The 13,236-nt window shown below is 67.5% G+C and carries 9 protein-coding genes and 1 tRNA gene; 2 read left to right on the top strand and 8 right to left on the bottom strand.

The annotated features are described in order from the left end of the window. The first annotated feature begins 107 nt into the window (after nt 1-107). Nucleotides 108-473 carry a DUF779 domain-containing protein gene (locus C7R54_RS18815; RefSeq protein WP_129151939.1) on the top strand — a complete coding sequence of 122 codons (366 nt, stop codon included), beginning with the start codon at nt 108-110 and terminating at the stop codon, nt 471-473. 53 nt (nt 474-526) lie between these two features. Here C7R54_RS18815 and C7R54_RS18810 read toward each other — a convergent pair. The 7 genes from C7R54_RS18810 to fdnG form a co-directional block, all read right to left on the bottom strand. Further along, nucleotides 527-622 (bottom strand) — tRNA-Sec (locus C7R54_RS18810). A 50-nt stretch (nt 623-672) separates the two neighbouring features. Continuing rightward, nucleotides 673-3,243: a selenocysteine-specific translation elongation factor gene (gene selB / locus C7R54_RS29280; RefSeq protein WP_240039593.1), complete on the bottom strand. Its 2,571-nt coding sequence runs from the start codon at nt 3,241-3,243 to the stop codon at nt 673-675. Beyond that, nucleotides 3,240-4,877: an L-seryl-tRNA(Sec) selenium transferase gene (selA, locus tag C7R54_RS18790; protein ID WP_129151938.1), complete on the bottom strand. Its 1,638-nt coding sequence runs from the start codon at nt 4,875-4,877 to the stop codon at nt 3,240-3,242. Before selA ends, selB begins: the two co-directional genes overlap by 4 nt. A gap of 3 nt (nt 4,878-4,880) precedes the next feature. Next, complete coding sequence (fdhE, locus tag C7R54_RS18785) at nt 4,881-5,837, bottom strand: formate dehydrogenase accessory protein FdhE (protein WP_129151937.1); 957 nt, start codon at nt 5,835-5,837, stop codon at nt 4,881-4,883. A 45-nt stretch (nt 5,838-5,882) separates the two neighbouring features. Then, a complete protein-coding gene (locus C7R54_RS18780) occupies nt 5,883-6,599 on the bottom strand; it encodes a formate dehydrogenase subunit gamma (protein ID WP_129151936.1) in 717 nt (238 codons plus the stop codon). Then, a complete protein-coding gene (gene fdxH, locus C7R54_RS18775; RefSeq protein WP_129151935.1) occupies nt 6,592-7,494 on the bottom strand; it encodes a formate dehydrogenase subunit beta in 903 nt (300 codons plus the stop codon). The genes C7R54_RS18780 and fdxH overlap by 8 nt, the downstream gene beginning before the upstream one ends. Before the next feature lie 13 nt (nt 7,495-7,507). After that, nucleotides 7,508-10,576 carry a formate dehydrogenase-N subunit alpha gene (gene fdnG, locus C7R54_RS18770; protein WP_158021240.1) on the bottom strand — a complete coding sequence of 1,023 codons (3,069 nt, stop codon included), beginning with the start codon at nt 10,574-10,576 and terminating at the stop codon, nt 7,508-7,510. A gap of 338 nt (nt 10,577-10,914) precedes the next feature. Here fdnG and C7R54_RS18760 point away from each other — a divergent pair, with 338 nt between their 5' ends. Continuing rightward, complete coding sequence (locus C7R54_RS18760) at nt 10,915-11,430, top strand: acyl-CoA thioesterase (protein ID WP_129151932.1); 516 nt, start codon at nt 10,915-10,917, stop codon at nt 11,428-11,430. A 66-nt stretch (nt 11,431-11,496) separates the two neighbouring features. On the opposite strand, the gene C7R54_RS18755 is transcribed toward C7R54_RS18760, so the two are convergent. Next, a complete protein-coding gene (locus C7R54_RS18755) occupies nt 11,497-13,197 on the bottom strand; it encodes a response regulator (RefSeq protein ID WP_129151931.1) in 1,701 nt (566 codons plus the stop codon). Nucleotides 13,198-13,236 lie beyond the last annotated feature (39 nt).

Raw genomic sequence — 13,236 nt, 5'->3', positions numbered from 1 at the left:
CGGCGCTACGGGAGCAAGGCGGGACGGCGCGGGGGCGCCGTCCTGTCCCGTTCACGGGGCGCCCCCACACGCGTGCGCGGCGTGCGACAACATCGGAGCAAGCCATCATGTCACTAGCGAACATCGAGCCAGGCGGCGGTACCGGCAAGGTCACGGCCACGCCGGCCGCGCTGGCATTCATCGCGGAACTGACAGCGGAATACGGCCCCATCATGTTCCACCAGTCGGGCGGCTGTTGCGATGGCTCCTCGCCCATGTGTTATCCACAGGGCGAGTTCCTGCTCGCCGACCACGACGTCCTGCTCGGTGAAATCGGCGGCGCGCCCTTCTACATCGGCGGCGCGCAATACGAAGCGTGGAAGCACACCGACCTCATCATCGACGTCGTCCCCGGACGCGGCGGCATGTTCTCGCTGGACAACGGCCGCGAAAAGCGCTTCCTCACCCGGTCATCGGTCTGCGCCACGCCGTAGGCGGCGCTGCTGCCCGTATCCAGGCGACTTGACGATAGGCCGCGTTCGATCAATGGCGGAAGGCAGCAGGAGTCGAACCTACCTGGGAACGGCTGACGCCCCCAACCGGGTTTGAAGCCCGGCCGTGCCACCGGGCACGGATGCCTTCCTCGGTGGACGATGATCGCCGCGCGCTGGCGTTCCTGGTTCGCGCCGGCCGTCACAGTTCCCAGTGTGCGTCGGCACGCGGGATGTGAGTGTCTCGCACGCGGCGAGTGTATCCGACGCGATCGAAGAACTCCAGGATCTGGATGGCGCGCTTGCGGCCCAGGCCAGTGGCGTCGCGGAATGCCGCCGCCTCGATGCCGCCCGCCACGCCCTTGGCCGGCGACGCACCCGTCGCCACCAACCGGGCCAGCAAGGCCGCCAGTTCGCGCACGCGATCGCGATGATAGAAGAGGTCCTTGACGATCTGGCTGACCTCGCCGCGCCGCATCAGTTTGCGCAACAGGACGCGCACACGGTCCTCCGGCTGGTTGTGCCGGCGCGCCAGGTCTCGTACCCAGGGCGGGTCGTAGGCGCCCGCCAGGAGATCGGGCAGCAGGCGCTGCCCCAATGCCTCGTCTTCCTCGCTCAGCGCCGCGCTATGCCCAGGCAGGTGCAGCCAGGGACCATTGCGCTGGATTTCCCCATCGCGCAGCAAGCCGCCGACCAGCGCGCGCACGGGGCCGTCGTCCATCGTGGGCCAGGCCATGCGACGCAGCCGGCCGATATCGGCGCCGGGTTCATCGGGCAAGTCATCATGGAACTTGCGCAAGGCCGTGAGTCCCGCCACGCGCAAGGCGTCGAGATGCCGGCGCAGGATGACGAGGTCGCCAATACGCACGACGTCCGACGGCAAACCGGCCGGCACGGCGCTCGGTGCGTTCGGTGCGTTCGGTGCGTTCGGTGCGCTCGGTGCGCCCGGTGCGCTCGGTGCGCCCGGTGCGCTCGGTGCGCCCGGTGCGCCCGGTGCGCCCGGTGCGCCCGGTGCGCTCGGTGCGCTCGGTGCGCCCGGTGCGTTCGGTGCGTTCGGTGCGTTCGGTGCGTTCGGTGCGTTCGGTGCGTCCGGCGCGTTCGGCGCAGGCGCCGGGTTCGACGAATTTGCCGCTTCGGCCGCATCGGCCGCATCGGTCGCAGCGGTCGCGGCCGTCATGTCCGCCGCGTTTGCCGCGGCACGATCCGAGTCGGACACGGCCCTATCCAGCGCCGTCCCGGCAGCGCCGGACCCCATGGTCTCGGGGATATCCAAGGGCCGGCCGGCCAGGCGTTGCAAGTCGGCAAGCCGCACGCCCAGCGGCGCTTGCGCCAGCACGCCGTCGATGCGGCCATCCGCCAGCATCGAAGCGATGGCATCCAGCCACGCCAGGCGCGCGGTAGAACGGCGCTTGCGGTCGGGCGCCTGCGGGTCGAGCACGACGCCGCCGCCTATGGTGTGCGTGGCCTGGGCATTGCGCGCGATGAAGCGGTCGCCCGCGCTGGCGCAAACAGGCCGGTCGAAGACCAGTTGCACACGGCCGTGCGCGCCCGGCGCCACGGTGTCCGCCGTCAAGGGCACGACATGCGCCAGGCGCCGGGCCGCACCCCAGTGGATATGCAACGGCGTCCAGGCCTTGATGGTGGTGCCCGCATCGGCCAGCAAGCGCAACTCGACGTCGATACGCGTGGACGGCGCCAAGGCGCGAGCATCCGCGATCCAGTCGCCCCGCTCGATCGCGCGGGTGTCGATGCCGGCGAGATTCAAGGCGCAGCGCTGGCCCGCGACACCGGCGCTGGCCGCGCGGTTCTGCGCATGCAGGCTGCGCACGCGCACGGGCAGTCCGGCCGGCGCCAGCACCAGCGCCGTCGCATCGCCGCCTACCCGCGGACCGCTGCGGCGGGCTTCGCCGTCCGCGGCGGCGCCGTCCTCTCGCGCGCCGTCCTCCCGCGCACTGTGCTCTCGCGCGCCGCCATCTCGCGCGCTGTCCTCTCCCGCGCGGGCGTCCTGCGCGTCAGCCTCCTGCGTGTCAGCCTCTTGGGTGTCAGCCTCCTGCGTGCCGGCCTCCTGCGTGCCGGTCTCCTGCGTGCCGGTCTCTTGCGTGCCGCTCCCTCGCACACCGGCCTCAAGCTTTGCGGCCTTGCCGCCTGCCACCTCGAGGCGCCCGCCGAACACGGTCCCCGTCACCACCGTACCGTGGCCCGGCAGCGTGAAAACGCGATCCACGGCCAGGCGAAAGAAGCCGTCCTCGCGCCGCGCGGGCAATGTGGCCGCGCAGGCAAACAGGTGTTCCCGCAGGCTCGCCACGCCGTCGCCATCGGTCCCGCCCTGCGCGTTGACAGGAAACACGGGCGCATCGGCCAGGGGCGTGTCGGCCAGCAAGGCCTGTACTTGCCGTGCGACTTCCGCCACGCGCGTCGCGTCGACGCGGTCGATCTTGGTGAGCACCACGGCGCCGCGGGTCACGCCGACGAGTTCCAGGATGGCGACGTGCTCGCGCGTCTGCGGCATGACGCCGTCGTCCGCCGCGATGACAAGCAGCCCGAAATCGATGCCGCTGGCCCCCGCCACCATGGTATGCACCAGCTTCTCATGGCCAGGCACGTCGATGAAGCCCAGCACCTGCCCGTCCGGCGCGGGCAGGTAGGCATAGCCCAGTTCGATGGAAATGCCGCGCGCCTTCTCTTCCTTCAGGCGATCGGTGTCCACGCCGGTAAGCGCGCGCACCAGCGTGGATTTCCCATGGTCGATATGTCCCGCGGTGCCGATGATCACGAGGGGCGCACCTTGCCGGTGGGGTCCGCGTGCGACGCCAGCACGGACGCGTCCGGATTGGATGCCGGCGCGGCGCGCGGCGCGGATGACGGCGACGAGGCCGGCGCGGAAAAAGACAGAGAGGACGAGGCCGGCGCGGGACGCAATCCCGCCGCCAGCGCCGGCAGTTGCGCGGCGAAAACGGCTTCCTCGTCCGCCTCCAGGCAGCGCAGGTCCAGCCACAGGGCGTTGTCCGCAAGGCGGCCGATGACGGGGCGCGGCAGGCCGCGCAAGGCTTCCTCCAGCCGGCCCAGGGCACGCCCCGCCCGCGCCTTGCCGGCGGCGCGCACGGCCAGGCCGCAACTGGGCAATTGGTCCACCGGCAAGGCGCCGCTGCCGATCTGGCTGAACATCGGCGCCACGTCCACGTCATAGGCCGCGCCGACGGCGGCCTGCAGAACCGGCGCCAGACGCGCCGCCTGCGCCTGCATCGCGGCCTGGGGCCGCGTCAGCAGGCGCAGCGTGGTCAGCCGCTGCGGCAGCAGCTCCGGCGCGCGGTACAAGGCCAGCACCGGCTCCAGCGCGGCCAGCGTCAGCTTGCCCACGCGTAGCGCCCGTTTCAAGGGATTCTTCTTGATCTTCCGGATCAGGTCGGCGCGGCCGACAATGAGGCCCGCCTGGGGACCACCCAGCAACTTATCCCCGCTGAAGGTCACCAGGTCCGCGCCGGCCGCGATCGTCTCGCGCACCGTATCCTCGCGTGGCAGCCCCCATTGGGTCAGATCGACCAGGGTGCCGCTGCCCAGGTCCACCGCCGCGGGCAGGCCCTTGCCATGCGCGATGCGGGCCACGTCGGCAATGCCCACGCTGTGGGTGAACCCGGTGATGGCGTAGTTGCTGCAATGTACTTTCATCAGCATCGCCGTACGCGGGCCGATGGCATTTTCGTAGTCGGCGGCATGGGTGCGGTTGGTCGTGCCGATTTCCACCAGGCGCGCGCCCGCCCGCTTCATGATGTCCGGCACGCGGAAGGCGCCGCCTATCTCCACCAGCTCGCCCCGCGACACCACGACTTCCTTGCGCTCGCCCAGGGCATTGAGCATCAACAGCACGGCCGCCGCATTGTTGTTGACCACGGTGGCCGCTTCGGCGCCCGTCAGTTCACGCAGCAGGTCGACGATGAGATCGTCTCGATCGCCGCGGCCGCCGCTGGCCAGGTCGAATTCCAGGTTGGCCGGCGTGGTGAGGGCGCGCACGACGGCCTGCACGGCGGCCTCGGGCAGCAAGGCGCGGCCCAGGTTGGTATGCAGCACGGTGCCGGTGAGATTGAAGACAGCGCGCAAGCGTGGTGCATTCAGGGCCGCGAGCCGGGTTTCGATGAAAGCCGCCAACCGCGCGGGCACCAGTTCCGTCCCGAGGTCGGCCAGGGACGGGGCGGAGCGTCCGCTGGCGTCCCCGACGGCATGGGCCTCGCCGTGCGCGGCCATGGCCGGCGTCTCGGTGCCCGCTGCCCGCACCATAGGCCGCAATTCGTCCAATCGCGCCCGCAACGCCGCCACCACGGCGCCGCGCCCATATTGCGCCATCAGGGCCGCGACCGCGGGCGCCGCGAGCAGGCGATCGACGGAGGGAATACGCAGCATGCCGTCCGCCATGGCCTACTCCCGCGCCTCGTCGTCCCCCTGCCACAGAAAGGGATTGCCGCTGGCGCGCTGGTAGCCCGCCTCGCCCACCAGCACGTCCAGGCCCAGCGTGGCCAGGTCGTCGGCGATGGGATCGACATCGTAGTCCTTGTCCTGGGAGAAGATCTTGCGATAGGTATGGCAGCTTTCGCAGGTCTCCGCGCGGGCCGCCTCCTTCTCCGGCGCGCGCCCCGGCGCCTCGATACCCTGGTAGGCGACGTCCTTGGTTTCCTCGCACGTGGTGCACTTCACGCGCACCACGTGCCACTGCGTCGAGCACAGCGCGCAACACAGGTAGCGATACCCCTCCTGCTGCCCGCCCACGCGCACCACGCTGGCGACCGGCAGCGACCCGCAGACGGGGCACAGGCCGTAGGGGCTGACCACGGGCAACTGCCCGGCGTCGAAACGGCAGGCCTGGTCGGTGGCGTAGACCTGTAGCGCCGCCATCAGGAAAGGGGCCGTGGCCACGTCTATCTGGCCACCGCCCTCGCCCACCAGGGCCGCGGCGGCGCGGTCCAGCCCTTCCGGATCGTCCCTGACGGACAGGCGCAGGTCGGCGCTGATGGCTCGCGCGGGCGCGGGCACGCCCGCCGCGGCGTCCAGGCGGTCCAGCACCTGCAACAGGATGTCGCGCCAGGCCGGGTCGCGGGGAATATCGCCCGCCGCCACCGGCGCCATGCCATGCGCCTGGGCCAGCGCGATGCGCTGCGCGTCCACGGCCGGCGTGCGGCAATCCGCCAGGGCGGCGTGCTGGGCTTCGGCCAGCACGGCGACCAGGCGCAGATAATCTCCGATGGCATTGTCTTGCGCCAGGTGGCGCAGGCGCGCGGCCCGCAGGCGGAAGACCTCGGCGCGCACCGGCGCGATCAGCCGCGGAATGTTGTTATGGTCAAGGGCCTCTATCTCGCCCCGCGGCAGAATACGTTGCACTGCGTGCTCCTGACATGAAAAGCGTCCGCCGCACGCAAGAACCGCCTATTTGCGCGCGCGGCCGGACACGGCCTCGCGGAACCAGGCGCGATGATGCTTCCACGCCCAGCCCCAGGTCACCTTGCCGCGCACCATGGCGCCTACCGATCCCTTCACCCACAGGGCCGCATAAATATGTACGATGATCGCGCAGATTATGCCGAAACCGCAAACCGCGTGCAGCACGGAGGCAGCCCGGATGACGCCAATGGGGAAATAGAAGCTGAAATAGGCCCGCCAGATCACGATGCCGCTTGCCAGCAGGCCCAGCATGCACAGGATCAGCACATAGAACAACACCTTCTGGCCAGCGTTGTACTTGCCCACCTCGGGCAGCCGGTCTTCGCGGTTGTTCAGCACGTCGCCGATCTGCTTCAGCCACTGGACGTCGCGCGCCTGCATGAGGTTGTGGCGCCACATGCGCAGGGCCAGCAGCAGGAAGCAGACGAACATCACGAGGCCGACGAAGGGATGCAGGATGCGCACCCACGGCCCGCCCCCCAGCACATCGGCCAGCCAGAACAGGGAGGGATGGAACAGCGCCACCCCGGAAGCGGCCAGCAGCACGAACGTGATGGCGACGATCCAGTGGTTGGTGCGCTCGCCGGCGGTATAGCGCTGCAACCAGCGCACCCCGCCCTGGCCAGCGGCCGCGCCGTCAGCCCTGTCGCCGTACAGCAAGGGGTCGCGCGGCGGGTCCGCGCGGTTCGGGTTCTCAGCCATGGCGCACCTCCTCTTCGGCCTTGCGCTCGTCTTCCTCGTCGGTTTCGTTGGGGCCGACGCGTACGTAGTGGAAGAAGCCCGCCAGCGCCGTCAGCGCCATGGCGGCCACGCCCAGGGGCTTGGAGATACCCTTCCAGAACGACACCATCGGGCTGATGCGCGGGTTCTCCGGCAAGCCGTGATACAGCGTCGGCTTGTCGGCATGATGCAGCACGTACATGACATGCGTGCCGCCCACGCCCTCGGGATCGTACAGGCCGGCCTTGTCGAAGCCGCGCGACTTCAGGTCCTCGATCCGTTCCTCCGCATGGTGCGTCATGTCCTCCTTGGTGCCGAACACGATGGCGCCGGTGGGACAGGTCTTCACGCAGGCGGGCTCCTGGCCGACGGCCACGCGGTCCGAACACAAGGTGCACTTGTACGCCTTGTTGTCCTTCTTCGAAATCCGCGGCACGTTAAACGGGCAGCCGGTGATGCAGTACCCGCAGCCTATGCAGTTTTCCTCATGGAAATCGACGATGCCGTTGGTGTACTGGACGATGGCGCCCGGCGAGGGGCAGGCCTTCAGGCAGCCCGGGTCCTCGCAGTGCATGCAGCCGTCCTTGCGGATCAGCCACTCCAGGTTGCCGGAATCCGGGTTCTCGTATTCCGAGAAGCGCATCACCGTCCACGAATGCTCGGTCAGGTCGGCCGGATTGTCGTACACGCCGACGTTGGTGCCGATCTCGTCGCGCAGGTCGTTCCACTCCATGCACGCGGTCTGGCAGGCCTTGCAGCCGATGCACTTCGAGACATCGATCAGCTTGGCCACGGAACCGGTGGACGGCTCCCGGACCTGCGGCATGGGCGTGGTGGTGGCGGAGCGCCGCTTGATATCTAGGGATTGCATGGACATATCGGTTCTCCCCTCAAGCCTTTTCCACGTTCACCAGGAAGGACTTGGATTCCGGCGTCTGCGAATTGCCGTCGCCCACGAAGGGCGTCAGCGTGTTGGCGATGTAGCCGGGCTTGGCTATCCCCACGAACCCCCAATGTATGGGAATACCGACGTGATGCACCTTCTTGCCTTCGATCGTCAGCGGCTTGATGCGCTTGGTGACCAGGGCCACGGCCTTGATATAGCCGCGGTTGGAGGAAACCTTGACCATGCTGCCGTTGGCGATGCCCAGCTCCTGCGCCAGGGCCTCGCCGATTTCGACGAATTGCTGGGGCTGGATGACAGAGTTCAACCGTACGTTCTTCGTCCAGTAATGGAAGTGCTCCGTCAAGCGATAGGTGGTCGCCGCATATGGGAAGCGGTCGGCCTTGCCCATCTGCGCCAGGTCGTCCTTGAAGATGCGCGCCGCCGGATTGTTGGTGACTTCCGGTCGCTGGGGATTGAGCGGATTGAACCCGATGGGCGTTTCGAAGGGTTCGTAGTGCTCCGGGAAAGGCCCCTCCGCCATACCGGCGCGCGCGAAGAAGCGCGCCACCCCTTCGGGGTTCATGATGAAGGGCCCCATTCCGCCGGCCGGATCCTCGTCGAGCTTGAAGTCGGGCACGTCGGCGCCGCCCCAGGTCTTGCCGTTCCAGCTGATCAGCTTGCGGTCCGGGTTGTACGGCTTGCCCGACGGGTCGCAGGATGCGCGGTTGTATAGCACGCGGCGGTTGGCGGGCCAGGCCCACGCCCAGTTCAGGGTCTGGCCGATGCCGGTCGGATCGCTGTTGTCGCGGCGCGCCATCAGGTTGCCGGCTTGCGACCACGCGCCGGCGAAGATCCAGCAGCCGCTGGACGTGGTGCCGTCGTCGCGCAGCTCCGCGAAGCCGGACAACTGCTCGCCGCCCTTGCGGGTCACCTTGGACGGATCCTTGGGATCGGCCAGGTCGACGATGGCCTTCCCGGTGTATTCCTTGGCCAGCTCTTCCGCCGTGGGGCTGAGCGGGTTGGAATACGGCCAGTCCAGGTTGAGGATGGGATCCGGGTAGGCGCCGCCTTCGTCCTGGTACATCTTGCGCAGGCGCGCGTACAGGGCCGCCATGATCTCGATGTCGCTGCGCGCCTCGCCCGGCGGCTCGGCGCCCTTCCAGTGCCATTGCAGCCAGCGGCCCGAATTCACCAGCGAACCCTCTTCCTCGGCGAAGCAGGTCGTCGGCAGCCGGAACACCTCGGTCTTGATGGATGCCGTATCGACGTTGTTGTAGTCGCCCGCATTGCGCCAGAACTCCGCGGTCTCGGTGTTCAGCGGATCCATGATGACCAGGAACTTCAGCTTCGCGAACGCTCCGTTCAGCTTGTTCTTGTTGGGCGCGGCCGCCAGCGGGTTGAACCCCTGGCAGATATAGCCGTTGACCTTGCCCTCGTTCATCAGCTCGAACACCTGCAGCATGTCGTAGCTGCGGTCCAGCTTGGGCAGGTAGTCGTAGGCCCAGTTGTTCTGCGCCGTGGCCGACTTGCCCCACCAGGCCTTCATCAGGCTGACGTGGAACTTCTTGTAGTTCTGCCAGTAGCTGAGCTGGTTGGGACGCAAGGGCTTGAGCGCGCGCGTGGCGATGTACTGGTCGAAGTCCTGCTCCGGCTCGTTGGGCAGCGTCATATAGCCGGGCAGCAGGTTGGTCATCAAGCCCAGGTCGGTCAGCCCCTGGATATTGGAGTGTCCGCGCAAGGCGTTCATGCCGCCGCCAGCAACCCCGATATTGCCCAACAGCAGCTGGACCATGGCGCCGGTGCGTATGATCTGCGAGCCGATCGAGTGCTGCGTCCAGCCCAGGGCATACAGGATGCTCGCGGCGCGGCCGGCCGTGGCCGTGCTGGCGAGCATCTCGCACACCTTGAGGAACTTGTCCTTGGGCGTGCCGCAGGCGCGCTCGACCATCTCCGGCGTATAGCGGGAATAGTGCTTCTTCAACAACTGGTAGACGCAGCGCGGATCCTGCAGCGTCGGATCGGTCTTCACGTACCCGTCCGCGCCCTTCTCGTAGTCCCAGGACGTCTTGTCATAGGTACGCTTTTCGGCGTTGTAGCCGGAATACAGGCCGGCGTCGAACGCGAAGTCGTCGCGCACGAGATAGGGGAAGTCCGTGTAGTTGCGGACGTAGTCGTGATGGATCTTGTCGTTGGCGAGGAGATAGTTGATCACCCCGCCCAGGAACACGATGTCGGTGCCGGTCCGTATGGGCGCGTAGAAGTCCGCCACGGATGCCGAACGCGTAAAGCGCGGATCCACGACGATAAGCTTGGCCTTGTTGTGGGCCTTGGCTTCAGTAACCCATTTGAACCCGCAAGGGTGGGCCTCGGCGGCATTGCCGCCCATGATCAACACTACATCCGCGTTCTTGATGTCGACCCAATGGTTCGTCATCGCGCCACGGCCAAACGTCGGGGCAAGACCTGCCACCGTCGGGCCATGTCAGACACGAGCCTGGTTGTCGAACCCCAGCATGCCGGTGCTGCGTATTACCTTGTGCGTGATGTAGCCGACTTCATTGCTGGACGCGGACGCGGCCAGCATCCCGGTGGTCAGCCAACGATTGACGGTCTTGCCATCGGCGGTCTTCGCGACGAAGTTGGCGTCGCGGTCCTGCTTTAGCAGCCGGGAGATGCGGCTCAGGGCATCGTCCCAGGAAATGCGCTGCCACTTGTCGGAACCGGGGGCACGGTACTCCGGGTACTTGAGCCGGTTGGGACTGTGGATGAAATCGACCAGGCTGGCGCCCTTGGGACAGAGCGTGCCGCGATTGACGGGATGGTCCGGGTCGCCCTCGATGTGCGTGATGCTGGCGGTGGCGTTCTTCGCGCCGTCGCCCAGGCTGTACATGAGGATCCCACAGGCGACCGAGCAGTACGGACAGGTGTTGCGGGTTTCGGTCATCCGGGCGAGCTTGTAGGCTCGGACCTCGGCCAGGGCCGGCGTGGGGGAGACCCCAAGCACGGCAAGGCTGGATCCCGCCAGTGTCGCCCCGGTCACCTTGAAGAATTGGCGCCGGTTCATCTTAACCATGGAACGTTACTCCTTGGATTTTCTACGCTGGCCGGCAGCGCGGGGGATCGCCCCGCGCGCACCGGACGGAATGCTCGACTCATTCCGAGTGCTCATGCGTATGCAAGTATAGGTGGGATTTGTCAACGCGACGTCAAGATGACGTAGGAAGACCGCTGAACGCGGCTGGATCGATTCTCAATACGTTGTTCGCCGCGGCACGACGCGTGGATGGGCCGCGGCGGCGCGACGCGGCGCAATACGACACGACAAGTTGTTAACATGCGCCCAGGCGCGCGTTTGCCGCAATGCAGCAAACGGGCAATGCTCCCTCCCAACTTCCTTTCTGGCGACGCATCATGGACGAAGCCTTCAGCCACCAGCTGTCGATGACCATCCTCATGACCCCGGACATGGCCAATTTTTCCGGCAATGTGCACGGCGGCCATATCCTCAAGTACCTGGACCAGGTGGCGTATGCCTGTGCCAGCCGCTACGCCGGCCAGTACGTGGTGACGCTGTCGGTCGACCAGGTCGTGTTTCGCGAGCCTATCCACGTGGGCGAACTGGTGACCTTCCTGGCGTCCGTCAACTACACCGGGCGCACGTCGATGGAGATCGGCATCAAGGTCGTGACGGAAGATATCCGCCAGAAACTGGTGCGCCACACGAACAGCTGCTACTTCACGATGGTGGCAATGGACGAGCTGGGCAATCCGACCCCCGTCCCCCCGCTGGAACTGCGCACCGACGAAGAGAAGCAGCGCTACGAAGCGGCGGCACAGCGGCGCGCCTTGCGCCAGGAAATGGAAAAGCGCCATGAAGCCATCAAGAAGGACGTGGCGTTGAATAACGCCAACGCCACGACACCATGAGCCCGCGGGGCGCGGTCCGGCCCCGGACCGCGCCCCGACGCCAGGGCCGGCGACAGCGCGGACACCTTACCCGCGGCCCAGGGCCTGGCGCACCGTGGCGGCCAACTCATCGATGTCGAAGGGTTTTTGCAGGATCCGCTCGCGCTGGAGCAATGTCGCGCTGAGCTGCGCGTCGACGTAGCCCGTGGCCAGGATGATGGGCAGGTCGGGCAGCTCGGCGCGCACGCGCTCGATCACCTCCGCCCCATTCATCCCCGGCATGACGAAGTCGACCATGAGGACATCGGGCGTCCGTTCGGCGATCAGGCGCAGGCCGCTTTCGCCGTCGGCCGCCTGGCGCACCTGGTAGCCGAGGGTCTGCAGGCACTCGACGATGAGGTTGCGCACCACAGGATCGTCGTCGATCACCAGCACATCGCCTCCCGCGCTGTCGGCCGCGGCGCCGGACGCCTTCTCCGCCGCCTGGTGGCCGGCGGCCTGCGCCTCCCCCGGCGCGATGCTGAGCCACAATTCGACGACCGTGCCCTTGCCCAGCTCGCTATTTATGCGCGCGGTGCCTCCGGATTGGCGGGCGATGCCATAGACCTGGCTCAGCCCCAGTCCGGTCCCCTTGCCGACCGGCTTGGTGGTGAAGAAAGGATCGAATACTTTCGACAGTACCGCCGGGGCGATGCCGCAGCCCGTATCGGCCACGGCGATGACGACGTAATCGCCTTCGGGCAGGTCCCCTTCGCCATGGCGCAGCGAGGTGGTCAGCGTGACGGTGCCCCCCGCCGGCATGGCGTCGCGCGCGTTGATCCCGAGGTTCAGCACCGCCAGTTCCAACTGGTTGGCGTCGGCGATGGCCTTGGGAATGGAAGGGTCCAGATGGGTGACAACGGTGACGGTGGCCCCCAGCGACAAGCCTAGCAGGTCGCGCATGCCGCTCAGCAGGGCGTTGACGTCGGTGACCCGCAGGTTCATGGTCTGGCTGCGCGCGAAGGCCAGCAACTGGCTGGTCAGCCGGCCGCCGCGCAACACCGCCTGGCGGGCATTGCCGGTAAGGCGGCGTATGCGGGCATCGTCGGTGGACCGGTCGATCAGTTCGATGCTGCCCATGATGATGTTGAGCAGATTGTTGAAATCATGCGCGAGGCCGCCGGTCAACTGGCCGATGGACTCCATCTTCTGCGACTGCACCAGCGCGCTCTGCGTGCTTTCGCGGGCGCGCACTTCCTTCATGAGCCTGTCATTGGCGCGCGCGAGGTCGTGGGTGCGCGCGCCGATGCGGCTTTCCAGGGTCTCGTTGAGGATATGCAAGGCCTCCTCGATGTCCCCCTGCCGCCCCATCTGCTCGCGGGCCTGGTACTGGCGGGCGCGCGCCCTCAATGCCGCGGTGATCGCCCTGCGCAGCACGTCGCCGCGCAAGGGGCGTTCGAGCAAGGTAACGTTGCCCAGGGCCTCCACGCCGGTGGGCGGGCCGCTGGCGCCATTGAGGACGATGAAGGGAAAGTCCGACCACGACGGCTGGGCCCGCACCCACGCCGCCAGGCGATCGCACTCGTGGGTACCCAGGGACTGGGCCGCGATCAGGCCGCAGGCCGCGTTGCCGAGACCGTCGAGAAATGCCTCGAAGTTAGGGCACGCGCGTACGCGGTCGCCGTATTCGGCCAGCACGGCGCTCAGCGCGCGCATGTCGCGTCCGCGCGGCGCCAGCACCACGATGGGGTCGGTGTCCGCGTTGGCGGTGGTGTCCGCCGTCGGAACGGTCGTCTCGCGTTTTTCCATAAATGCATATTCCTGATGGAACGCTGTAGTGGACGACCC

Source organism: Achromobacter aloeverae, assembly GCF_004121055.1.
Classification (GTDB): Bacteria; Pseudomonadota; Gammaproteobacteria; order Burkholderiales; family Burkholderiaceae_B; genus Bordetella_C; species Bordetella_C aloeverae.
The sequence above is the reverse complement of the archived record's forward strand: the minus strand, read 5'-3'. Positions and strand labels throughout refer to the sequence as shown.

Coding starts and splice junctions, on each gene's coding strand:
- C7R54_RS18815 (WP_129151939.1), top strand. CDS start 108: ATGTCACTAGCGAACATCGAGCCAGGCGGCGGTACCGGCAAGGTCACG.
- selA (WP_129151938.1), bottom strand. CDS start 4,877: ATGGCGGACGGCATGCTGCGTATTCCCTCCGTCGATCGCCTGCTCGCG.
- C7R54_RS18780 (WP_129151936.1), bottom strand. CDS start 6,599: ATGGCTGAGAACCCGAACCGCGCGGACCCGCCGCGCGACCCCTTGCTG.
- fdxH (WP_129151935.1), bottom strand. CDS start 7,494: ATGTCCATGCAATCCCTAGATATCAAGCGGCGCTCCGCCACCACCACG.
- C7R54_RS18760 (WP_129151932.1), top strand. CDS start 10,915: ATGGACGAAGCCTTCAGCCACCAGCTGTCGATGACCATCCTCATGACC.
- C7R54_RS18755 (WP_129151931.1), bottom strand. CDS start 13,197: ATGGAAAAACGCGAGACGACCGTTCCGACGGCGGACACCACCGCCAAC.